Below are 23,179 nucleotides of genomic sequence, written 5' to 3'. Positions count from 1 at the left end.
GCGTGTCGGATCAGGCCAGCAGGGCGTCCAACCTGCGGTTGACCGCCGCCAACGTGGCGCGCACCACAGCCTGCCGGGGGTCACCGGAGACCACCGCCGAACCGGCGAGCTGCTCCACCCAGCCACCACAGGCCAGCAGTACGACGACGACCGCCACCTCGCAGCCGCCCATCGGCACCACGGCCGCGTGCTCCACGAAGCACCGCCCCCGGTCGAACGCCCCGGCCGGGCCGGTGAGCAGCTCCTCGATCGCGGACGCGGCGGCGACCGCACACAGCCGCAGCACGTAGCCGTCGACCGCCGGCCCGGTCGCGACACCGGAGGTGGTACGCGGCCCGGCGGTCAGCCGTACCTCGACGGTGGCGTCCACGCCGAACGTGGAGACCTGCACGTGGTCCAGCACCACCCGGGGACCTGGGCGGCCACCGGGGTTCAGCGGGCGCGGCGGCCCGCTCGCCGGTGCGGTGGAGGTGTCCGGGCAGCTCACTGCCGCCGGCTCCGCCGGTGCGGTCGGCGGCGGGTCGCCGTACTCCGGTTGGGGTCGCTGACCGGGGCGGCGCCGGCGCGGCACGTCCGCCGGCTCCGGGTGCGACCAGCCCGGCGCGGCGGCCGGCGGCGGCGCCGGTGGCAGCGGAGCGGACGCCCGGCCCCGGGTCGGCAACGCGGGCAACCCGCCGCCGAGATCGGCACCGGGCAGGTTCTGTGGTGCCGCCGCCAGCCCCATGCGTTCCTGCAGCAGCCGCGCCACCATCCGGCTCACCTCGGCCGGGTCGGCACCTTCGGACAGGTCCAGGCGCAGGCTGTGCGCACCGGCCTCGGTGGTCCGCAAGGAGGCGTCCCGCACCCCGCCGACGCCCCGTACGGCGGCCAGGATGGCGTTGACGTCGAAGCCTTCCGGCCGCTCCTGCGGCTGCCCGGCGGAGTCGCCCCGACGCAGGTGGGAGGCGATCCGGGCAAGTTCCGGCGTTTCCGCCGAGGGTTCCACCGCGGGAGGTTGCGGCACAGTTGGCACGTCCGGGTCGGCTGGGACCCGCTGCGGCAGCGAGTCCAGCGCGGCAGCGGCGATCGGGGTGGACAGGTCGGCGTCGGGTGCGGGCGGTGGTGGCGAATCGTCGGGTCCGAAGCCGCCGGGCCCGGCCGGTCCGAAGTCGGTGGCCGACGGCCAGGGCCGGTCGGTCCCGGACTCGGCCGGCGGCCAGGGCGGGGACTCGGCGGTGGGTCCGGTCGACTGCCAGCGCGGCTGTTCCGGCGGCGACCAGCCACGGTCGGCGTCGTCGGACCAGTGCTGCGCCGACGGACCGTGCTGCGCGGTCGGCCCGTGCGGTGACGATGGGCCGGTCGGTGACGTCGGACCATGCTGTGGCGTCGGACCGTGCGGCGACGCTGGAGCGGTCTGCGACGTCGGACCGGACCAGTCGGGTGCCGGGCCGTCGGACCAGGGCCGCGGCCCGGCCGACTCCTGAGATGTCCACTGTTGATCGGCGTCCGGGCCGGCCCACTCCGGCTGTGTCGGCGCCCAGCTCTGCCCGTACGACCAGTCCGGTCCGACGTCGCCGGTCGGCCCGCCGGAGGTGGGCGCGCCACCGCCGTACGGCTCGGATCCGACCTGCGGCGACCCGGCCTGCGGCTGGTCGGCGTCGCCGGCACGCGGATGGTCCCAGTCGTCGGCACCGGACCGGCCGGGCCAGTCGCCGGCGTCGCCGCGCCGGTCCCAGTCCCCGGTCGGTTGTTGCGGCCAGGCACCGGTGCTGCTCTGCCGGGGCCATTCGCCGGTGGGCTGGCGGATCGCGCCGACGCTGGTCGACGGCCGCGCCCAGGCCGGGGCCTCGCTGGCCGGTGGCGCGGACGTGGGTCCGGCGGTGCCGGGCTGGCCGGTGCCGGGCCCACCCGGGTCGGGTCGGGTCACCCGGTCGGTGGACCGGTCGGCCCGCGCCGCACCGTAGTCGGCCGGGTCGGGGCCGGACTGACGGTCGTCGGCCGACGCGGTGGTTTCCTGGCGCATCGGGGCACCGTCGGCGCGACGGCTGTCGCCGCCGCCCGGCCGTCGGGGCGACCGGTCGTCCTCGATTGCCGGGCCGGCCCCCGTCGGGCCCTGGAAACCGGGTGGTGTGCCGGGGCGGACCGGGCGCGGCGCGGCCGGCGACACCGGCGTCGCCGAGGCGACCGGCACGGGCCGCAGCGGCGTCGACGGCACCACGCGGGCGGTCTCCTGCCACCGGGGCGGCGAGTTCACCGGGGTCGGCACCGGTCGGGCGGGTTCGGCCGGGCGACGCGGGGCGTCGCCACCGGTGTCCCGGCTGGCGCTCGGCGCGGTCCGGTCGTCGTCGGAGCCGGGACGGTCCGGACGGTGGCCGTCGGCGCGGTCCGGCCGCTGGCCGTCGGCGCGCTCCGGACGGTAGCCGTCGGTGCGCTGGACGGACCCGTCGACCGTCTCGCCGGCCGGCGCCGGACGCGGGGTCGGCACCACGGCCTGCTCGCGGGCGGCACCCTGGCCCGTCGGGTACGGGCTGGCGCTCACCGGCTCGGACAGCACCCGCCCCGTGTCGGCGCCCAGCCGGCCCCGGGTGGATCCGCTGCGCGGGGTACGGGTGAACGGCAGCACCTCGGCGTACCGCGACGGCGGATCGGCCCAGTTGGCCGCGCTGCCCGGGGCACCGGACGACGTCCAGCCGGTCCCGGACCGCTCTCCTTCCGGCTCGATGCCGGACCCGTCCGACCACCTCGTCGGCGACCCCGCCCAACTGCCCATTCCCTGGTCACGACGGCCTCGCGAGTCCGCTCCGCCATCGTCTGGTCCCGGTGCGGCCCCGCGGGGTTCACCTGATTCGTCCACCGTGCGCTCCTCGGTCGCCCCCGCTGAGGCTACCGTGTGCTGACAGTGGCGATAAGTTGCAACGTCGGGCTAATTGACCGGCCAGGTGATATGCACTGATCGTTTCGTTCATACGCCGACCAGATCGTTCCACCCGGACTCGGAGGTTCGACATGACCGCTGCGTCGAGCGGCGCACAGACGGCCGGCCGGCCGGCGAGGATGCCGCGCTCCGCACGCCGTAAGCAACTGCTCGCCGCCGCACAGGAGGTGTTTGTAGCACAGGGTTACCACGCGGCGGCGATGGATGACATCGCGGAGCGTGCCGGGGTGTCCAAGCCAGTGCTGTACCAACATTTTCCGGGCAAATTGGAGTTGTATCTGGCGCTTCTCGACACGCACTGCGACTCGATCATCGCCAAAGTCGCGGCGGCGATGGCCGCCACCAGTGACAACAAGGAACGGGTCAGCGGCGCGGTCCAGGCGTACTTCGACTTCGTCGACGAGGAGAGCGGCGCGTTCCGGCTGGTCTTCGATTCCGACCTGCGCAACGAGCCGGCCGTACGGGCCCGGGTCGAACGGGTCGAGCGGGAGTGCATCGCCGCCATCACCGACACCATCATCTCCGACACCGGGGTGAGCCGGTCCCGCGCCGAGCTGCTCGCCTCCGGACTGGTCGGGGCGGCGGAGACCGCCGCCCAGTTCTGGCTCGCCGGTGGCCGGCAGGTACCCAAGGGCGAGGCGGAGTCGTTGCTCGCCGCGCTGTCCTGGCGTGGGATCGCCGGATTTCCACTACAGGGCGAGGCATCCTGAACGCAGTGCGCGCGCATCGGCTAACCTTCGCGATGGCGCTGTTTTCGCCCACCTCAAGGAGGACCCGTGGAGGTCAAGATCGGCGTGCAGTACGCGCCGCGTGAGCTCGTTCTGGAGAGTTCCCAGTCTCCGGCGGAGATCGAGCAGATCGTGACCCAGGCAATCGCGACCGAGGGGACTCTGTCACTGACCGACGAGCGTGGCCGACGGGTCATCGTTCCGGTGGCCAAGATCGCCTACGTCGAGATCGCCGAGGCCGCACCCCGATCGGTCGGCTTCACCGTACGTTGACGTCGCCGTGACCCGCTGAGCGGCTGCTCGTCAGCGGGTGCCGACACCGTCGGCGGATGCGTGGCCGCGCATCCGCCGTACGCTGTCGGCAGCATCCGGCGACACGCAGGCATGTGTCGTCCATCACGATGGACCCGCCTGCTGCCACCACTCCCGGTGACTCGAATCACACCATCGCGCTCCGGTCACCCGGTCAGCCGCCGAGGTTTTTCCACGTCGACGCTGGCGGTGGGCTACGATGGTCAGCAAATGCTGCGGCCGTCGAGATTGCTCGCGCGGGGTTCGCGGCGCGCGTGCGGCCCGCGACCTGTCGATCGCGTGTGGCCAGCGCCGTCAGTTGACGCACCGCCGCATCCACACACCCGGCCGCGTCGACGTCACCCGGACCATCCGCGCCGACCCGGCACCGCTACTCGCCGGTGCCGTACCGGCACTGAACCACGACGGTGCCGTACCGGCACTGAACCCAAACGGTGCCGTACCGGCACTGGACACCAGCGGCGCCCTGGCGGCGCCGACATCCGATTCGCGCCCTCACGACGCATGCGGGGCGCACCACGAGAGGGCACCCCCGACACCAGATGACTGACTTCACCGATATCCCCACCGGCGACGAGCCGGCGAAACGTCCTCCGGTCCGCCCGGACAGCCCCACCTTCGCCCAGCTGGGCGCGCGGCCGGAAACGGTCGCCGCGCTGGCCGAGGTCGGGATCGTGCACACCTTCGCGATCCAGGAGTACGCGCTGCCGATCGCGCTGCGCGGCACCGACCTGATCGGGCAGGCACCCACCGGCACCGGCAAGACCCTCGGCTTCGGCGTACCGCTTGTCGACCGGGTCTTCGCCCCCGGCGAGGGCGCCGACGGCGTACCGCAGGCCCTGGTCGTCGTCCCCACCCGCGAACTCGGCCTGCAGGTCGCCAAGGACCTCGCCGCCGCCGGCAGTACGCGCGGCGTCCGGGTCCTGCCGATCTACGGCGGCGTCGCCTACGAGACGCAGATCGAGACGCTCAAGGCCGGCGTCGAGATCCTCGTCGGCACCCCGGGCCGGCTGATGGACCTGGCCAAGCAGAAGAAGCTGCGGCTGGACCGGATCCGGGCCCTGGTGCTCGACGAGGCCGACCGGATGCTCGACCTGGGCTTCCTCGACGACGTCGAGCGGATCCTGGCGATGCTGCCCGAGGACCGGCAGACGATGCTCTTCTCGGCCACCATGCCGGACCCGATCGTCGCGCTGTCCCGGCGCTTCCTGCGCCAGCCGGTGACGATCCACGCCGGGCACGCCACGATCGCCGGTACGGCACCGCTGACCCGCCAGGTGGTCTACCGGACCCACCCGATGAACAAGATCGAGATCGTCGCCCGGATCCTGCAGGCCGAGGAGCGTGGCCTGACGATGATCTTCACCCGGACCAAGCGGGCCGCCGACCGGGTCAGCGAGGACCTCGACTTCCGTGGCTTCGCGGTCGCCGCCGTACACGGTGACCTCGGCCAGGGAGCCCGGGAACGGGCGCTGCGCGCCTTCCGTACCGGCAAGATCGACATCCTGGTGGCGACCGACGTCGCCGCCCGCGGCCTGGACGTCTCCGGCGTCACCCACGTGATCAACTACGACTGCCCGGAAGACCAGGACACCTACACCCACCGGATCGGGCGGACCGGCCGCGCCGGCGCCACCGGGGTGGCGGTCACCTTCGTCGACTGGGAGGACATCACCCGCTGGCGGATCATCGACAAGACCCTCGGGCTGGACATGCCCGAACCGCCGGAGACGTACCACACCTCCGACCACCTCTACGCCGACCTCGACATCTCCCGGGAGGTCTCCGGCACGCTGCCCAGCGCCGAACGGACCCGCGCGGGGCTCGGTGCCGAAGTCGAAGAGGACCTCGGCGGCCGGTCTCCCGGTGGCCGGCGACGCGGCGACTCCAGCGCCCGCTCCGACCGGGGCCCGCGCGGCGAAGGCCGCTCCCGGCGCGGCTCCGGCGACCGGTCCCGCTCCAGCGACCGTTCCGGTGACCGGTCCCGGGCCGGCGGCCGGTCACGCACCGGCGCAGCCGACGGCGACACCGACCTGACCGCCGGTACGCCGACCGACGCCAGCGAGGACGCCGGCGGCACCCGCGCACGGCGGCCCCGCCGCCGGCGCCGTGCCGGTCAGCTCGTCGACGGTGGCACCGACACCGCCGGCACCGCCGGTAGCACCGCCGCGACCGTCCCGGCCGCCCGCACCGCCACCGAGACCCAGGTCGCGGCCGACGGACCCCCCACCGGCGCGGCCGACACCGGCGGCACCGCGCCGCGCCGACGTCGCCGGCGTACCCGCAGCGGCAGCGCCCAGGCCGGCGGCGGCAGCGCCAGCCAGGACAGCGGCGGCAGCGAGAACTGATCAGTTTCCGGGTCCGACCGGGCCGGGCGACGCCCGCCGGGACGGACCCCGGATCATGACAACCATGTCGCAGTCCCTCACCGACGCACTCGCCGACATCCGGGCGCTGCTGCTCAGCCCGCAGCTGACCCGGGCCGTCGCCGCCGGCCGGCAACGCGGCCGGACCCCGTCGGTGGCCCGCGCCCAACTCCGGCCGGTCACCCTGCGCGCCGGCACCCACCTGCAGATCGTCACCACCGACGGCACCCGGCCGCTGACCCGCAACGTCGCACCCGGCCCACCCGCCGAAGCCGCTGTCGACGAACTGCTCGCCGAACCGTTCGGCAACTGGCACGTCGAGACCACCGACAGCACCGTGCAGCTGCGGGTCACCAAGAAGGGCGCCGCCCAGCTGCACCGGTCGACGGCGGACCGGGCCGCCACCGCACCCGCCGGACACGACCGGGCCAAGCAGTACCTGCTCGACCCCGACGACCCGCTGTTCACCGCGATCGGGGCCAGCGCGGCGAAACGCCGCCAGGTCGACGCCTTCCTGCGGGCCCTCGCCGCCACCCTGCCCGACCCGCTGCCCACCGGGCCGCTGCGCGTCGTCGACCTGGGCTGCGGCAACGCGTACCTGACCTTCGCCGCCTACCGGTACCTCGTCGACGCCGGCGCCGAACCGGTCGTCACCGGCGTCGACGTCCGCACCGACCAGCGCCGCCGCAACACCGCGCTCGCCGCCGAACTCGGCTACGCCGACCAGGTCACCTTCGTCGCCGGCACGATCGAACAGGCCGTCGTCGACCCGCCGCCGGACCTGGTGCTCGCCCTGCACGCCTGCGACACCGCCACCGACGACGCGCTCGCCCGCGCCGTCGCCTGGCAGGCCCGCTGGGTCCTGGCCGCCCCGTGCTGCCACCACGACATCGCCGCACAGCTGCGCCGCCAACCGGCACCCCACCCGTACGGGCCGCTGGTCTCCGCCGGCATCCTGCGCGAACGCTTCGCCGACGTGCTCACCGACACGCTGCGCGCCACCCTGCTCCGGGCCGCCGGCTACCGGGTCGACGTCGTCGAGTTCATCGACTCCCAGCACACCCCGCGCAACCTGCTGCTGCGGGCCCGCCGGGGCGGCGTACCGGACTCCCCGGCCCACCAGCGGGCCTACGCCGAACTGGTCGACCAGTGGAACGTGACGCCCCGGCTGCAGACCCTGCTCGCCGCCGGCACGACCTCCGGCGACACGCGACCTCCGGCGACAGCGGTCAGCTGACCGTCACGGTGAACTCGGCGGTGTGCACCACCCCGGCCACCTGGAAATCCAGGAACAGCCGATAGTCGCCGGCGCTCGGCGCGGTCAGCCAGAACTTCACCGCCCCGTCGACCAGCTCGGCCTCCGGGTGCACGTGCAGATAGCCGAGGTCACCGGCGCGCAACGCCACCAGGTGCCCGTACGCACCCAGGTAGGGCTCCAGCGTCGGCACCGCGCCGTCGGCGGCGCTCACCTGGAACAGCAGCGGCGCGACGACCCCGCGCTGCGGGACACCCTGCATCCGTACGGTGAACTCACCGGCCTGGGCGGTGTCCGACGCCGCCGGCAGCGCGACCGGCTGGTAGTCCCCGGCCGCGACCAGGTCGACGCCGAGGGTCAACGCCACCGGCGTACCGGCCGGGTCGGTGACGGTGAAGTCGCCGTACATCCGCCAGACGCCCGGCGCGGTCAGCCGCAGCGGAATGCTCCAGGTGCCGTCCGACGCCAGCTCCGGATGCAGATGCTGGAAGCCGGTCAGGTCCCGACGGGCCACGATCAGGTGCATCGGCTTGTCGTGCACCACCGCGAAGTCGGTCACCGCTCGCTGATCCGGGCCGACGATCCGGAACCGCAGATCGACCTCGTCGCCGACGGGCAGCTGGGTCTGCTCCGGCACCAGCGTGTAGCCGGCGACACTCACCGACAGCCCGGAGACCTGGCCGTCGGCACCGGAGCCGGTGCCCGTACCGGTGTCGGAGCCATGCACGTGCGGCGCGGTGCCGGCCGGGTGGGTGTGGTCCGCGGAGCCGGCGGCGACCTGCGTACCGAGGCTGGTCGGGGCGTCGACGGCACGACCCAGCGCATACCCGGCGAACAGCGTCAACACGACGCCGCCGACCATCGCGGCCAGGCGCATCGTCGGTGTCTCCGTCACGGTGCCCGCCCCTTCACATTCACCGTCGCAGGTCGCGCCCGGCCCGTCTGACGGTAGCCGTTCAGCGGCCGCCGGACACCAGCCGGGTGGATGACCGTGGCTTTCGTAACGTTCGGTCGTTGTACCCCCTGTGACCGTTAATAGCTTGGCAGTAAGGGCAGCCGCCCTCGTCACCGCTGTAACCGCCACGCTGCTGCCGGCCCAGGCGCAGGCGCAGGCTTCGCTTGCCGAACTGGACCGGCGGATCGACCAGGCGGCCCACCAGTTGGAGACGGTGGTCGAGCAGTACAACGAAACCAGGGTGGTGCTGCACGCCAACCAGGAGCGGCTCGACCGGCTCCGTGCCACCATCGTCGAACTGGACCAGCAACTCGCGGACCGCCACGACCAGGTCGGCCAGCTGCTCGCCAGCACCTACCGGGTCAACGGCAGCCGGCCGGTCGTCACGTTGCTCTCCACCGCCTCGGCGGAACACTTCGTCGACCAGCTGCTGATGGCCGACGTGATCAACCGTGACCACGAGCGGAGCATCGCCGGCCTGCGCGACGTGCGCGACCGCAGCGAATCGGCCCGCCGCGCCGCGACCACCCTGGTCGAGCAGCAGCAGCTGCAGGAGCAGCAGCTGGCGGCGAAACGCCAGCAGATCGAGAACGACATTCGGCACCTCACCGAGCTGCGCAACCGCCAGCAGGCCCTGCTCAACCGCTCGGGCGCGTCAGCGGCCAGCCGCAGCCCGGCGCACACCCGGCTGCCCGCCGCCGCCACCGGGGCGGCAGCGGCGGCGGTGGCGTTCGCGCACGCCCAGCTCGGCAAGCCGTACCGGTGGGGGTCGGCCGGGCCGAACTCGTACGACTGCTCCGGGTTGACCTCGGCTGCCTGGGCGAAGGCCGGGGTACGGTTGCCGCACAACGCCCGCCGCCAGTTCGGCGCGATCCCCCGGGTCGGCCGCGACCAGCTCCGCCCCGGCGACCTGGTCTTCTTCTACAGCAACATCCAGCACGTCGGGATCTACATCGGTGCCGGGCAGATGATCCACTCGCCTCGGCACGGCGAGGTCGTCCGGGTCGACCGGATCGACTACATGCCGATCCGGGGCTACGGCCGGCCCGGCTGACCGACCACACCGCCGCACACCGACCCCGCCGGGTGATCGCCCGGCGGGGTCGGTTCGTGGTGGCCGGTCCCCGGCCGGGTCAGTTCGTGGTGGCCGGTCCCCCGGCCGGGTCAGTTGGTCGTCGCCAGGGCCAGCGGCAGCACCGCCGGGGCGCCGGCCTGCCGCAGCAGCCGCGCCACCACCGTCATCGTCCACCCGGAATCGACCAGGTCGTCCACCAACAGCACCGGGCCGGTCAGCCCGGACAGCGCCGCGGCCAGCTCCGGCGGCGCGGTGAAGGCGTCATGCAGGGTACGGACCCGCTGCGCACTGTTGCCCCGGCCGGCAGCCGACGGCGGCTGCGCCCAGCCCGGTTCGACCGCGCCGAGCAGCGGCAACCGGCCCACCTCGGCGATCCGCCCGGCGGTGCTGGCCACCAGCTGCGGGCGGGTCCGCGACGCCACCGCCACGATCCCCACCGGCCGGGCCGGCCACGGCTGGCTGCCCCGCGCCCAGTCCCGCAACACGTCGATCACCCCGGCGGCGACGTCCGGCGGCAGCGCCGCGTCCGGCCGGCCCGGCCCGAGCAGGTCCCGCAGCCGGGAACCCCAGCCCAGGTCGGACAGCCGGCCCACGGCCCGGCCAGGCAGTGCCTGCTCGTCGGGGCCGATCCGGCCCCGCAGCGGTACGCCGACCGCCTCCAGCCCGGTCGGCCAGAGCTTCTTCGGGGCGATCTCGACCCCGGCCCGGCCGAGGAACGTCTCGGCGGCACGCAACGCCTCCGGGCTCACCTCGGTCGGTAGCCACCCACCGGCGCAGCGGTCACAGCGCCCGCACGGCTGCGCCTGCGGGTCGTCGAGGCAGTGCCGGAGGAACTCCATCCGGCAGTCCGGCCGGCCGGCCACGGTCTCGGCGGCCGGTACGGCGTACTGGCGCATGATCTGCTGCTCGGCGGCGCGCGCCTGCGCGACCCGCTCCAGCCGGGCGGCGTCGTAGTGCCATGGCTGCCCGGTGGCGACCCAGCCGCCGCGGACCCGGCGGACCGCGCCGTCGACGTCGAGCACCTTGAGCATCAGCTCCAGCCGGGTCCGCCGCAGGTCGACCAGCGGCTCCAGGGCCTGGGTGGACAGCGGTCGGCCGGCCTGCTCCAGAGCGGCCAGCACCGACCGCACCTGCTCCTCACGGGGAAAGGCGAGGGAGGCGAAGTACCGCCAGATCGCCTGGTCCTCGGGACCGGGCAGCAGCACCACGTCGGCGTACCGGTCGCCGTCGAGCGCCCGGCCGGCCCGGCCCACCTGCTGGTAGTAGGCGATCGGCGACGGCGGAGCGCCCAGGTGCACCACGAAGCCGAGGTCCGGCTTGTCGAAGCCCATACCGAGCGCGGAGGTCGCCACCAACGCCTTGATCTTGTTGTCCAGCAGGTCCTGCTCGGCGGCGCGGCGCTGCGCGTCGTCGGACTGACCGCTGTACGCGGCGACGGCGTAACCACGCGAGCGCAGGAACTCGGCGGTCTCGGCGGCGGCCGCCACGGTGAGGGTGTAAACGATGCCGGAGCCGGGCAGCGTGTCGAGGTGCTCGGCGAGCCAGCCGAGCCGGTGCGCGGCACCGGGCAGGTCCAGCACGGCCAGCCGCAGCGACTGGCGGTCCAGCGGGCCGCGCAGCACCAGCGTGTCCGCGAGCGTCCCGGCCCCGCCATCACCGCCGTCGCTGCCTGCGGTGGCATTGCTGGTGGCGGCATTGTTGGTGGCGCTGGTGGCGCTGCTGGTGGCGTCGAGTTGCTCGGCGACGTCGTCGGTGACCCGGGTGTTGGCGGTGGCCGTGGTGGCCAGCACCGGCGTACCGGGGCGCAGGTCGTGCAGGAAGGTACGGATCCGCCGGTAGTCGGGGCGGAAGTCGTGCCCCCAGTCCGACACGCAGTGCGCCTCGTCGATGACCAGCAGCCCGGTGGTGGCGGCCAGGCTGGGCAGGACGTTGTCCCGGAAGTCCGGGTTGTTCAGCCGTTCCGGGCTGATCAGCAGCACGTCGACGGCGCCGTCACGGATCTCCGCGCTGATCGTGTCCCACTCCTCCAGGTTCGCGGAGTTGATCGTGCGGGCCTGGATCCCGGCCCGCTCAGCCGCCGCCACCTGGTTACGCATCAACGCCAGCAGCGGCGAGACGATCACCGTCGGACCGGCCCCGGCCCCGGCCGGGGCGTCGGCGGCCGGGCTGGCGGTGCCTGCGGCACCCGTGCGCAGCAGGGCGGTGGCGACGAAGTAGACCGCCGACTTTCCCCAGCCGGTGCGCTGCACACAGAGCACCCGCCGCCGGTCGACGACCAGCGCTTCGATCGCCCGCCACTGGTCGTCGCGCAGCCGCGCGCCCGGCCCGGCGAGGCGCTGCAGCACCTGTTCGGCACGCTCACGCAACGCTTCCCGGTCCACGGTGACGCTCATGCCGCCGACGGTAGCAAGGCCCGCCGGTCCCGCCCGCCCACGCCGCCCATGATCACGACGATCTTGCAGTTATCGTTGGACGAGTCGGACAAATCTTCGCGATAACCGCAAGATCGTCGGGACCAGCCGGGTCATGGCATGGCGGTACGGGCGGCCACGGCGGTGTCCGGGTGGTCGGCGAAGAGCCCGTCCAGCCCGAGGCCGAAGAAGAGTTCGTACTCGCTGGTGATGTCGCCGCGCGCGGCCGGGTCGGTGCCGATGCGGTGGTCGGCCGCCAGGAACTGGTTCTCGGCCCGGAACGTCCAGGCGTGCACGACCAGCCGTACCCGGTGGGCGTCGCGGATCAGCGTGGACGGCGGGCGCAGCGCACCGGTGGCGTCCCGCGGGACGATCAGGTCCTTGTTGGGGCCGATCCCGTCGGCGTAGCCGGCGATCCAGCGCAGCCCTTCCGGGGTGGCCAGGTCGGCGTAGGTACGTCGGTCACCGGCGACGGTGAAGTCGTACGGGCGGCCGGTCGAGTTGAGCAGCTGCACCAGCCGTACGTCGATCATCGTGTCGAGTGCCCGCAGGTTGGCCGTCTCGAACGACTGGATGAACACGGCGTCGGACCGGCTGGTCAACTTGTTGCGTCGCAGGGTGGCGACCAGCGGCTCCTCCAGCGGCAGCCCGATCGACCGGAAGTAGGTCGGGTGCTTGGTCTCCGGATAGATGCCGATGGTCCGACCCAGTCGCCGGCTCTCGCTGCGGGCCAGGTCGATGACCTCCTGCAGGGTCGGCACCAGGAACTGGCCGTCGAAGGCCGTGTTGGTCGGCCGGACCTGCGGCAGTCGTTCGACGGCCCGCAGGGTACGCAGCTCGGCGAGGGTGAAGTCCTCGGTGAACCAGCCGGTGACGCTAACCCCGTCGATGGTCTTGGTGGTCCGCCGGTCGGCGAACTCGGGCCGGGTCGCCACGTCGGTGGTGCCGGAGATCTCGTTCTCGTGCCGGGCGACCAGCACGCCGTCGGCGGTCGGCACCAGGTCGGGTTCGATGTAGTCGGCGCCCTGGCGGATGGCCAGCCGGTACGCCTCCAGGGTGTGCTCGGGGCGATAGCCGCTGGCCCCCCGGTGGGCGATGACCAGCGGCTTCGGCTCGGCTTTCGACCCGTGGCGCGACGCGGCACCAGCGGCGTCGGTGGCTGCGGTCATGCCGGTGGTGCCGGTGGCACTTACAGCGGACGGGATCGCCATGGCGGCCAGCAGGGTGCCGGCGAGCATCATGACCGGCAGGGTACGCGACAACACCGTCTCCTTCAGATGAGCGGGATGGAGTCCGTCAGGGCATCAGTCGGGATCAGTCCCGCAGGGGCATCAGTCGGGATCGGTCCCGACGGGACATCAGTCGGGATCAGTCCCAACGGGACATCGGTCGGGATCAGTGAAGCCGGGGCGGGCGACGCTCGGGCGTCCGGAACGCGACGGCCGGCGGAGCGTGGGCTGGCCGGCGGATGAATGCGGGGCAACTGACTGAAAGATCCAGGTTCGCGGTGGTATGACAACTCTGATGCGCCGGCCGCTGCGAAACCCCGCCCGGATCGTGCCGATCGCGTTCCTCGGGGCGATAGTCGTCGGCACCGTACTGATGATGCTGCCGGCCAGCCGGCAGGGACCCGATCCGGCACCGTTCGTCACGGCCCTGTTCACCGCCACCTCGGCGGTCTGTGTGACCGGGCTGGCGGTCACCGACACCTCGACCTACTGGACTCCGTTCGGCCTGGTCCTGATCACCGTGCTCACCCAGGCCGGGGGCTTCGGCATCATGTCGATGGCCACCCTGCTCGGCCTGCTGGTCTCCCGGCGGCTCGGGCTGCGCAGCCGGCTCACCGCGCAGGCGGAGACGAGCAGCCTCGGCCTGTCCGACGTCCGGCAGGTGCTGCTGCGGATCGCGCTCACCATGCTGGCGGTCGAGGCGACCGTCACCGTGCTCCTGGCGGCCCGGCTGTGGCTGCACTACGACTACCCGCCCGGCCGTGCCCTCTGGTACGGGCTGTTCCACGCGGTCCAGGCGTTCAACAACGGCGGGTTCGCGCTCTACTCCGACGGGCTGGTCCAGTTCGTCAGCGACTGGTGGATCTGCGTACCGCTGATCGTCGCCGTGGTGATCGGTGGCCTCGGCTTCCCCGCCCTGTTCGAGCTGGTCCGGGAACGCCGCCGGCCCCGACGCTGGTCGGTGCACACCCGGCTGACCGTCTGGGGCACCCTGTCACTGATCGGCGTCGGCTTCGTCGCGATGTTGACGTTCGAATGGGCCAACCCGCGCACCCTGGGGCCGTTGGACCTGCCCGGCAAGGTGCTGGCCGCGCTCTTCCAGGACGTGATGACCCGCTCCGGCGGCTTCAACACCGTCGACGTCGGCGCGCTCAACCAGGAGACGACCCTGGTCTCCATCGGCATGATGTTCATCGGCGGCGGTAGCGCCAGCACCGCCGGCGGCATCAAGGTGACCACGTTCTTCCTGCTCGCATTCGTGATCTGGTCCGAGCTGCGCGGTGAACACGACGTGGTGATCGGGCAGCGCCGGATCGCGTCGGCGAGCCAGCGGCAGGCCCTCACCGTGGCGCTGATCGGCGTCGCCCTGGTCGGTGCCGGCACCCTGGCGCTGATCGGCCTGACCGACGGCGTCGGCGCCGACCAGGCACTGTACGAGGTGACCTCGGCGTTCGGCACCGCCGGCCTGTCCACCGGGATCACCGGTGAGCTGCCGGCGACCGCCCAGGTGCTGCTCGCCGTACTGATGTTCGTCGGCCGGATCGGCAGCGTCACGTTGGGTTCGGCGATCGCGTTGAACACCAGACGGAAACGATTCCACTATCCAGAGGAGCGACCCATCGTTGGCTGACCGCACCGCAACCAGGTCCGCCAGGACCGTCGTCATCATCGGGCTCGGCCGGTTCGGCGGCCAGGTCGCCGATTCGATGCTCCGGTTGGGCTTCGAGGTCCTCGGCGTGGACACCAACCAGTCCATCGTGCAACGGTGGGCAGACCGGTTGACGTACGTGGTCCAGGCCGACTCGACCGACACCGAGACGCTGCGGCAACTCGGGCTGCGCGACTTCCAACGGGTGGTGGTCGGCATCGGTTCGGACGTCGAAGCGAGCGTGCTGACCGTGCTCAGCCTGGCCGAGATCGGCGTCACCGACGTGTGGGCCAAGGCGGTCTCCGGCAAGCACGGCAAGATCCTGCGGTCGGTCGGCGCCAGTCAGGTGATCTATCCGGAGGCCGCCATGGGCGACCGGGTGGCGCATCTGATCACCAGCAAGATGCTCGACTTCATCGAGTTCGACGACGGATTCTCGATCGCCGAGACCCGGCTGCCGACCGACACGGTGGGTCGCCGTCTCGCCGACGCCGGCATCCGGTCCCGGTACGGGGTGACCGTGATCGGGGTCAAGATGCCCGGCGAACGGTTCAGCTACGCCGACGGGGAGACGGAGTTGCGCGAAGGTGCGCTGCTCATCGTTTCCGGCACCACCGAACAGGTGCAGCGTTTCGCCGCCGCCACCTGAGCCACCGTTACCCGAGCCGCCGCCTTCTGAGCCGCCGCGCGGAAGTCAGGCGGTCGGGATTCAGTCGGTCGGGGTGTCGACGGCGGCGTGCAGCAGATCGGGCGCACCTGCCGACTGCCCGGCGATCGCGGCGACCGTCACGCCGCAGTGCTGTTCGTCGAGGTGGAACTCCAACGGCAGCGTGTTGAGGCCGTCGTAGTCGCCGGTCAGCCGTACCGCCGTCGACGCCCCGGCAGCCAGCGGCGCGCCGTCGCTGACCGGTCGCAGCACGACGTCCGGACCCTGCTGGTGCCACTGGGCCGAGGCCACGGCGGTGAGCCGCTGGGTGCCGGGGAAGGCGAACCGCACCGACCAGTCGGTCAGGGCCGCCGACCCGGTGTTGGTGACGGTCGCGACGGCGACGAAGCGCCGACCGTCGTCGGCGTGCACCGCGTAGTCGACCTGGCAGGGCGCCGGCGACTGGGCGGCCAGTGTCGGAGTCTGGGCGGCGAGCCCCAACCGGGGTGGCGCGGCGAGGGCCTCCCTGGCCCGGTCGGTGGCGGGCGTCGCGCCGGCACCGGCCCAGACCAGGGCGCTCACCATCATCAGCCCGATGCCGATCACGACGGCTTCGGCCCGGCGCTGAACCCAGGAGGTACGTAGCCTGCGTCGCCGGCCGGCGCCGCCCGCCGGCCCGGTGGCGGCAGCGGATCCCGGGGCGGGTGCCGGGGCGGGTCCTGCGGCGGCGACCGGGCCCGACGCCGAAAGGGCGACCGGGCCCGACGCCGCGCGGCCGACCGCTCCGGTCACCACCAGGTCGCCGTCGGTCCTTGCCGGGTCGGCACCGGTCGTCGACAGGTAGGCGTCGGTCGCCGACAGGTCGAGACCGGTGACCTCCAGTCCGCAGGTGACGTCGACCAGCGGCGGGAGCCCGTCGGTCCCGGCATTGGGGCCGGCACCAGGGCCGGCATCGGCGTCGGCTGCGTCGCCAACCGGCGCCTGGACCGGCAGCGCCATGGTCGACGACGACCGGCCTGCCGCCACCCCGACGGCGGCGGCCAGGGACTTCGCCACCTCCTCGCTGGTGGGCCGGTCCGCCGGGCGTTTCGCCAGGCACCGTACGGTCAGCCCGATCACCTCCGCCGGCAGCCCGGCGACCGGCGGCATCGGATCCGGCGCGGTGTGCAGATGCGCCCGCAGCATCTCGGTCACGTTCGCCGCCGGCCAGGGCAGCCGGCCGGTGAGCGACCGGTAGAGCAGCAGCCCGACCGCGTACACGTCGGTGGCCGGCGAGACCTGCCCGCCGTTGAGCCGCTCCGGAGCCAGGTACGCCGGGGTGCCGAGCAGGTTGCCGTCCGGGCCGACGTCGCTCTCCCCGGTCAACGCGGAGATGCCGAAGTCGACGACTTTCGCTCCGGTGCTGGTCAGCATCACGTTCGCCGGGGTGACGTCGCGGTGCACCACGCCGGTGGCGTGCGCGGCGGCCAGCGCCGACGCGACCTCGGCGCAGACGGCCACCGCCACCCGCCAGGGCAGGACGTGGTCGCGGCGCAGCCGGTCGGCCAGTGACTCGCCGTCGACGAGTTCCATCACGACGTACGGCAGGGTGGCGTCGTCGCGCCGCGCCTCACCGTAGTCGTAGACGTTGGTGATGTGCGGGTGGCACAGCCGGGCGGCGGCCTGGGCCTCGACCCGGATTCGGGTGCGGAATGCCTGATCAGGGGCATACTGGGGAGCCAGTACCTTGACCGCCACCTGGCGGTCGAGAATCTCGTCGTAACCGCGCCACACCACCGACGTGCCGCCGGCGCCGAGCCGTTCGATCAGCCGGTACCGGTCGCCGAGCAGTTGCCCGCGATCGTTCGCCACCCCACCCATGGTTCGCAAGATGCCCGATCTGCGCCGGCCTACACCTGGTCAGGGGGCGACCAGCAGTTGATCGACCGGGGCGTAGTCGTCGGTCAACGGCAGGGCATCGCCCACGAAACCAGTCAGATCGTCACCGGTCAGGAGCAAATACTCAGTTCCCACCGTAGCGGTCAGCCTGGCCTCGATCTCGTCCAGCGGCAACGGCCGGTCCGCCGCGAGGATCACGAAGTTGCTCCCGGTCGGCAGCGTCAACCCGTCCGGCCGGGTGACCAGCGCCACCTCGGGGAACTCGGCGGCCACAGTCGCCACCTCGGCCTGGATGAACCGCAGCGGCGGATAGTCGATCACGTTCTGCGCGTAGATGCCGTCCGGGCGCAGCACCCGACGGACCTGCGCCGCCATCTCCCGGGTGGCCAGGTGCCACGGCACCACCAGGTGCCCGAACGCGTCGCCGACCACCAGGTCGACGCTGTCGCCGGGCAGGTCGGTGACCAGCACCCGGGCGTCTCCGACCGCGACGGTCAGGTCCGGGCCGGGCCGCACGTCGAGCTCCCGGACACCCAGGTCGACCAGACCACCGTCGATCTCGTACACGGTGTTGCGGGTGCCCGGCCGGGTGGCGGTGAGGTAGCGGGGCATGGTGAACCCGCCGCCGCCGATGTGCAGGGCGTCGAGCGGCTCGCCGGGCGGCGCGACGACGTCGGTGACCGCTCCGATCCACTTGGTGTAGGCGAACTCCAGGTGGGTGGGGTCGTCGAGGTCCACGTACGAGTGCCGGGCCGAGTTGAGCAGCAGCAGCCGGCCGCCGTCGCGGTCCGGGTCGGCCTGCACGGTCGCGCAGTGGTACTCGGTCTCCACGTCGCACGGGTCCGGCGCGACGACGGCCAGGCCGGCGACGGTGAGCCCGATCACGGCGAGCGTCGCCCGGGTCGAGGCGGACAGCGGACCGCCGGCGGCCGGTGGCGCGTCGCCCGCCGGCAGGTCACCGCCCGTCGCGGGCGGCCGGCTCCGATGCAGGTGTACGCCGAGGGCCACGCCGCCGACACCGAGCAGCACCGCCAACCCGATCATGATCACACTGCTGGGCAGGGTCGCGACGAGGAAGAAGCCGGTGCCGAGGGTGGCGGTGATCGCACCGAGCGTACCGATGCTGGACAGTTTGCCGACGACCTCGCCGGTGCGGCTCAGGTCACCCAGCTGCAGCTTGATCACCAGCGGGGTGACCGCCGACAGCAGCGCCGCCGGCAGCACCACGGCGACCATGGTGAGCAGCAGGATGCCGACGATCGCGCTGCCCCGCAGCAGTTCGCCGGCGTAGCGCACCAGCGGCAGGGTGACCGCGGTGGTGATCGCCGCCAGGACGAGTGCGGCCGGCAGCAGCGGTCGCGGGTCGCGGCGGTCGGCGATGCGGCCGCCGGCCCAGGTGCCGTACGCGATCGCGGCCAGCGCGACGCCGATGACCGCACTGTTGGTCTGCAGGGTGACCCCGACGTACGGGCCGACCAGCCGCAACGCGACGATCTCCAGCACGAGCACGGCTCCGCTGGAGACGAAGACCAGTGCGGCGGCGAGTCCGGGGCGTAATGGCGGTGGCGGCGCGTCGGCGCGCTGCGGCGGTGGCGATTCCATCACCTGCGATCGTACGCAGGTCCCGACCCGCCGGGCCGGCGGTCAGCAGTCACCAGTCAGCGCGTCGGAGCATCGACAGATGCACGGGGATTTGGTTCAGAGCATCGACAGATGCACGTGGTTGGTGTGGTCGCCGGCCGGGCTGCCACCGCCGTTGTACGAGCTCCACCCGTTGCCGGGCATCCAGATCTGCCGGTACCAGATGACGTACAGCACGCCGAGCCGATCGGCGTTGTTGACGTAGTACGCGGCGAGGTTGTTGCCGTACGTACGGTTGTCGCCGGTCGCGTCCCGGTCCTTGAAGCCGCCGGCTTCGGCGGAGAAGTCGCAGGCCCGACCCTTCGGGTGCTCGCCGCTGCCACCGCTGCGGAAGCAGGAGACGTAGCGGGTGAAGCCGGCCGCCTTTGCCTGGTTCATGGCGTGCAGGGTGCGCGGGGTGATGCACCCGGAGGTGGTCGGGTCGTCGACGTTGCAGGACTCCGAGGGCCAGGAGCCGTTGGAGTTTCGGGGGGCCGGCTGCGCGGCGGCCGAGGTGGTGCTGATGAAACCGCCGCTTGCCTGGCTGCCGACAGCGGCCAGGGCGCGCTGGGCGTCCTGTTTCTTGCGCGCCATGATGGCGACTTGTTTCTCCTGCTCGCGGACCTCGTTGTCGATGGCGGCCTTGGCTCGGGCGGCCTGTTCGTGGGCTTCGTTGAGAGCCCGCAGGTTGCGGCCTTCGCGTTGGGCCATCACGTCGAGGCCGGCCGCACGCTCCAGCATGTTCTCCGGGGAGGCGCTGTTGAGCAGCATGGTGACCGAGGTCAATCGGCCCAGCCGGTACGACTCGGCAGCCATCGTCCCCACCTCGTCGGTGAGGGCGACTAGTTGCTGCTGGAGGGCGTCGTACTGGGCGGCCAGCTCGCCCTGACGCTTCTTCGAGTTGTCGAGCTTGGCCTTGGCCTCGATGTGGCCTTTGGAGGCGGCCTCCAGAACTTCCCGCAGGCTCTTGTCGTCACCTTCGTCTGGCGCGTTGGGCGCGGCGTTCGCCGCCGACGCACCGAACAGGAGTGCGAATGCGGTGATCAGCGTGACGATCGATGCCAACGCGCTGCGGCGCCGTTGTGCTGTAGTCGTGCCGACCACAGTCCGGTCCTCCTGGGTCACTCGCCGGTGGGGCATATCGAAACCGCGCGTAGCTTACCGGATTTCGCCGCCGGGTCCGGTGTACGCGGGGCGCTCGCGCATTACCACATCGTGCAGATGGCGCGCAGCAAACTCCGCACAATTACGTGCCGCAGTGAACCAGTCACAGAAAATTGTGACACCGGGTCTCTCGGCGCGTCGCGTCGCAGTGTCGTAGTCGAATGGACACCGTCCGTCCCGACGTCTCGCCATTTCTGGCCGCTATTTAAGATAGCCTAACCTTATTATCAACGGTGAGGAACGACCCGGTGCCACGATCCGAGGCCCACGTGCGGAGCCTTGCGGCACGCAACCACCTGACGCAGCTCTGCGCACACTTCGCCGTCGCGATCCCGGTGACGGAATCGACCGATACCGCGGAAATCGACTTCACCTTCGGCGCCTGTCGGCTGACGGTCGTCGACGACAGCCTGGCGCTGACCGCCGACGCGGTCGACACCATCAGCCTTGCCCGCGTCGAATACCTGGTCGGGGACCATCTGGAGCGCCTCGGCGCCCGGGACGGCCTGACCGTCGACTGGCAGCCGGCGGCGGACGACACCAACGGCGCCCCGCCGGCGGCCGACGACACCAACGGCGCCCCGCCGGCGGCGGACGTCGCCGGGTCCGGCACCGTCGCCGACCGGGAGAAGGCGCTGGACCAGCCCTAGACCGCCCCGCCTGCCCGACCACCGGTTTCCTGCTCGTCCGGACCCAGCGCGTCGAGGATGAGGTCGAGGCCGAACTCGAACTCGGCGGTGTGGTCGTAGCCGGCGACACGAAGCTGCTCCGCCACCACCTCGGCGAGGTACGGGTGGCTGCCCGCCGGCAGGCCCTGCAGGATCCCGCCGGCGACCACACCGGCGTCGGCGGCGTCAGCGAAGGGCAGGCTCCGCTCCTGGAGCACGAAGCCGTACAGGTAGCTGTCGAGCACCGACATGGCGTGCACCGCCATCTGGACGGAGAAGCCACCGGTCCGCAGGCAGCCGAGAACCGCGTCGTGGTGGCGCAGGGTCGCCGGGCCGGGTGCGGCACGGGAGTCCAGCAGGCCGACCGCCCACGGGTGCCGCCACAGCGCCGCACGCACCGCCACCGCCCGGTCCCGCAGGGCTGCCCGCCAGGGCACCGCCGTCGGCGGAGTACCGATCTCGGCGAACACCGCGTCGACCATGCCGTCGAGGATGCCGTCCCGGCCGGACACGTGGTGGTAGAGCGACATGGCCTCGACGCCGAGCCGGGCGGCGACCGCCCGCATGGTGACCCCGGCCGCGCCCTTCTCGTCGGCCAGCGCCACTGCGGCCGCGATCACCCGGTCGCGGGTCAGCGACGCCCGTTCGGCCCGGGCACGCCGGACACCGGACCGCTCCGTCACCGCCGGTCACCTCCCACCACCCTTGACTGCCTTACGTCGTAAGCCTACGCTGCCTTACAGCGTAAGGTTAACCCCGACACGAACCGGAAGGCTGATCATGAGCAACAAACGGATCCGGCGCGTCTGCGTCGTCGGTGCCTCGGGCAAACTCGGCCAGTACCTGGTGCAGCACTGCCTGGACCGCGGCTACGAGGTCGTCGGCGTGTGCCGCGAACGCAGCGTCCCGAAACTCGCCGCCGTCGCGGACCGGATCACCATCGTGCCGGCACCCACCAACGACCGGGCCGCGATCCGTACGGCGGTCGCCGGCTGCGACGCGGTCCTGACCGTGCTCGCCCCCTGGGGTGTGCAGCAGTACTCGTCCGGCACCGCGCAGGCCGTACTCGATCACAGCGAACCCGACGCCCGGCTGGTCTTCTCGTGCGGCTGGCACGTCAGCCGCGACGGGCAGGACCGCTACTCGTGGCGGTTCCGGGCCACCGTACGGCTCGTCACCTGGCTGGCCCGCGCGATCCGGGCCGTCGAGGTCGACGACCAGGTGGAGGCGTGCCGGCGGATCTTCGCCAGCGACCGCCGGTGGACGGTCGTGCGCGGCAGCGACCTCGAAGAGGGCGAAAGCCAGGGGCTACCCGTGTGGAGCCGGCACGTCGGTGACCCGGTCCTCGCCAGCAACCTGACCCGGCGGACCGACTTCGCCTTGTTCATGGTGGCGGCGCTGACCGACGACTCCCTCGTACACGAGGCACCGGCGATCGTCGGACGGCGCTCGGCCAGCGCCCTCGCCCACGCCGGCACCAGCCCGCGCTGACGGCGCAGTGCCGGCGTCAGCCCAGCAGCGCCCGCTGCAGCTCCTGCCAGGCCGCCTCCGACCGGGCCACCAACAGACCGGCCCGGTCGTCGGTGAAGTCGTACGGTCCGCCGTCGAGGCGCCGCGCCACCCCACCCGACTCCTCGACCAGCAGCGTCCCCGGCACGTGGTCCCACGGCAAGGTCCGCCAGAACAGGGCGAAGTCCTGCGTACCGGCGGCGATGTCCCAGTGCTCCCGACCCGCGCAGTGCTGCCCCGGCAGCACCGCACCCACCTGGCCCCCGCCGGCCTGCACGGTGACCCGGACCCGGTCCGGCAGATACTTCAACGGCACCGCGCCACGCAAGGTCCGCAGCGGCGGTGCCGCGCCGTTTCCCCCGACACCCAGCGGTACGCCGTCCACCGCGCTGCCGGCACCCCGGCGCGCCACCGCCAACGAGTCGGCGACCGGATCGTAGATCCAGCTCGCCACCGGCTGGCCGGCGTCGAGCAGCGCCACCATCATCACGAACGGTCGACGGCCGGCGGCGAAGTTCGCCGTACCGTCGATCGGGTCCACCAGCCAGACCCGGCCGGCGTCGCGCAGCCGGTGCAGCAGGTCGGCGTCGGCCGAGACCGCTTCCTCGCCGACCACGACCGAATCCGGGGCCAGCCGCAGCAGCCCGGCGGTGATGATCTCCTCGGACCGCCGGTCGGCGACGGTCACCAGGTCACCGGGGCCCTTCTCGTCGATGTGCTCCGCGGACAACCGGCGGAACCAGGGCAGCACCGCCTGCTCCGCCGCGTCCCGCAGCAGCTTCCCTACCTCGTCGATCATGC

18 protein-coding genes are annotated in these 23,179 nt (G+C 72.6%); 9 read left to right on the top strand and 9 right to left on the bottom strand.

Annotated elements, in window-relative coordinates; genetic code table 11:
- Positions 1 to 10 precede the first annotated feature (10 nt).
- Positions 11 to 2,749 (bottom strand): hypothetical protein, encoded by a 2,739-nt coding sequence (locus tag ACN28F_RS18965; RefSeq protein ID WP_421358970.1) that lies wholly within the window; start codon positions 2,747 to 2,749, stop codon positions 11 to 13.
- Between the two features lie 236 nt (positions 2,750 to 2,985).
- Between ACN28F_RS18965 and ACN28F_RS18960 the strand changes: the two genes are divergently transcribed.
- From ACN28F_RS18960 to ACN28F_RS18945, 4 genes are all read left to right on the top strand, one after another.
- Complete coding sequence (locus ACN28F_RS18960; protein ID WP_282224088.1) at positions 2,986 to 3,624, top strand: TetR/AcrR family transcriptional regulator; 639 nt, start codon at positions 2,986 to 2,988, stop codon at positions 3,622 to 3,624.
- Between the two features lie 66 nt (positions 3,625 to 3,690).
- The gene (locus tag ACN28F_RS18955; RefSeq protein ID WP_282224089.1) at positions 3,691 to 3,915 is read left to right on the top strand and encodes a DUF3107 domain-containing protein; all 225 of its coding nucleotides are present in this window, start codon (positions 3,691 to 3,693) and stop codon (positions 3,913 to 3,915) included.
- 581 nt (positions 3,916 to 4,496) lie between these two features.
- Positions 4,497 to 6,302 carry a DEAD/DEAH box helicase gene (locus ACN28F_RS18950; protein WP_421358967.1) on the top strand — a complete coding sequence of 602 codons (1,806 nt, stop codon included), beginning with the start codon at positions 4,497 to 4,499 and terminating at the stop codon, positions 6,300 to 6,302.
- A gap of 64 nt (positions 6,303 to 6,366) precedes the next feature.
- Positions 6,367 to 7,557 carry a class I SAM-dependent methyltransferase gene (locus ACN28F_RS18945; RefSeq protein ID WP_421358965.1) on the top strand — a complete coding sequence of 397 codons (1,191 nt, stop codon included), beginning with the start codon at positions 6,367 to 6,369 and terminating at the stop codon, positions 7,555 to 7,557.
- Here the strand turns inward: ACN28F_RS18945 and ACN28F_RS18940 are convergent.
- A complete protein-coding gene (locus ACN28F_RS18940) occupies positions 7,550 to 8,470 on the bottom strand; it encodes a hypothetical protein (protein ID WP_421358963.1) in 921 nt (306 codons plus the stop codon). The genes ACN28F_RS18945 and ACN28F_RS18940 overlap by 8 nt on opposite strands.
- A 145-nt stretch (positions 8,471 to 8,615) precedes the next feature.
- Here ACN28F_RS18940 and ACN28F_RS18935 point away from each other — a divergent pair, with 145 nt between their 5' ends.
- Positions 8,616 to 9,584, top strand: a complete 969-nt coding sequence (locus tag ACN28F_RS18935; RefSeq protein ID WP_289209248.1) for an NlpC/P60 family protein — start codon at positions 8,616 to 8,618, stop codon at positions 9,582 to 9,584.
- A 110-nt stretch (positions 9,585 to 9,694) separates the two neighbouring features.
- On the opposite strand, the gene ACN28F_RS18930 is transcribed toward ACN28F_RS18935, so the two are convergent.
- Positions 9,695 to 11,998: a DEAD/DEAH box helicase gene (locus ACN28F_RS18930; protein WP_421358962.1), complete on the bottom strand. Its 2,304-nt coding sequence runs from the start codon at positions 11,996 to 11,998 to the stop codon at positions 9,695 to 9,697.
- Between the two features lie 131 nt (positions 11,999 to 12,129).
- Complete coding sequence (locus ACN28F_RS18925; protein WP_289209246.1) at positions 12,130 to 13,278, bottom strand: glycerophosphodiester phosphodiesterase; 1,149 nt, start codon at positions 13,276 to 13,278, stop codon at positions 12,130 to 12,132.
- 262 nt (positions 13,279 to 13,540) lie between these two features.
- Between ACN28F_RS18925 and ACN28F_RS18920 the strand changes: the two genes are divergently transcribed.
- Together ACN28F_RS18920 and ACN28F_RS18915 are read left to right on the top strand one after the other, a co-directional pair.
- Positions 13,541 to 14,875, top strand: a complete 1,335-nt coding sequence (locus ACN28F_RS18920; protein ID WP_289210816.1) for a TrkH family potassium uptake protein — start codon at positions 13,541 to 13,543, stop codon at positions 14,873 to 14,875.
- Positions 14,868 to 15,542: a potassium channel family protein gene (locus ACN28F_RS18915; protein WP_289209245.1), complete on the top strand. Its 675-nt coding sequence runs from the start codon at positions 14,868 to 14,870 to the stop codon at positions 15,540 to 15,542. The genes ACN28F_RS18920 and ACN28F_RS18915 overlap by 8 nt, the downstream gene beginning before the upstream one ends.
- A gap of 60 nt (positions 15,543 to 15,602) precedes the next feature.
- Here ACN28F_RS18915 and ACN28F_RS18910 read toward each other — a convergent pair whose 3' ends face one another.
- The 3 genes from ACN28F_RS18910 to ACN28F_RS18900 all read right to left on the bottom strand — a co-directional run bounded on the left by ACN28F_RS18910 (position 15,603) and on the right by ACN28F_RS18900 (position 20,141).
- On the bottom strand, positions 15,603 to 17,399 hold the full coding sequence (locus ACN28F_RS18910) for a protein kinase domain-containing protein (protein ID WP_421358959.1): 1,797 nt from the start codon (positions 17,397 to 17,399) through the stop codon (positions 15,603 to 15,605).
- Between the two features lie 39 nt (positions 17,400 to 17,438).
- A complete protein-coding gene (locus ACN28F_RS18905; RefSeq protein ID WP_289209243.1) occupies positions 17,439 to 19,019 on the bottom strand; it encodes a fused MFS/spermidine synthase in 1,581 nt (526 codons plus the stop codon).
- Positions 19,020 to 19,115: 96 nt separating this feature from the next.
- The gene (locus tag ACN28F_RS18900; RefSeq protein ID WP_421358957.1) at positions 19,116 to 20,141 is read right to left on the bottom strand and encodes a coiled-coil domain-containing protein; all 1,026 of its coding nucleotides are present in this window, start codon (positions 20,139 to 20,141) and stop codon (positions 19,116 to 19,118) included.
- Positions 20,142 to 20,449: 308 nt separating this feature from the next.
- Between ACN28F_RS18900 and ACN28F_RS18895 the strand changes: the two genes are divergently transcribed.
- On the top strand, positions 20,450 to 20,851 hold the full coding sequence (locus ACN28F_RS18895; RefSeq protein ID WP_421358955.1) for a DUF2218 domain-containing protein: 402 nt from the start codon (positions 20,450 to 20,452) through the stop codon (positions 20,849 to 20,851).
- On the opposite strand, the gene ACN28F_RS18890 is transcribed toward ACN28F_RS18895, so the two are convergent.
- The gene (locus tag ACN28F_RS18890) at positions 20,848 to 21,552 is read right to left on the bottom strand and encodes a TetR/AcrR family transcriptional regulator (RefSeq protein ID WP_421358953.1); all 705 of its coding nucleotides are present in this window, start codon (positions 21,550 to 21,552) and stop codon (positions 20,848 to 20,850) included. The two genes, ACN28F_RS18895 and ACN28F_RS18890, sit on opposite strands and share 4 nt — an antisense overlap.
- A gap of 97 nt (positions 21,553 to 21,649) precedes the next feature.
- On the opposite strand from ACN28F_RS18890, the gene ACN28F_RS18885 reads away from it, so the two are divergent.
- Positions 21,650 to 22,360: an NAD(P)-dependent oxidoreductase gene (locus tag ACN28F_RS18885; RefSeq protein WP_289209239.1), complete on the top strand. Its 711-nt coding sequence runs from the start codon at positions 21,650 to 21,652 to the stop codon at positions 22,358 to 22,360.
- Between the two features lie 16 nt (positions 22,361 to 22,376).
- On the opposite strand, the gene ACN28F_RS18880 is transcribed toward ACN28F_RS18885, so the two are convergent.
- On the bottom strand, positions 22,377 to 23,177 hold the full coding sequence (locus ACN28F_RS18880) for an inositol monophosphatase family protein (RefSeq protein ID WP_289209238.1): 801 nt from the start codon (positions 23,175 to 23,177) through the stop codon (positions 22,377 to 22,379).
- Positions 23,178 to 23,179 lie beyond the last annotated feature (2 nt).

The sequence above is a fragment of the Solwaraspora sp. WMMA2101 genome (assembly GCF_049179175.1).
Taxonomy (GTDB): domain Bacteria; phylum Actinomycetota; class Actinomycetes; order Mycobacteriales; family Micromonosporaceae; genus Micromonospora_E.
The sequence above is the reverse complement of the archived record's forward strand: the minus strand, read 5'-3'. Positions and strand labels throughout refer to the sequence as shown.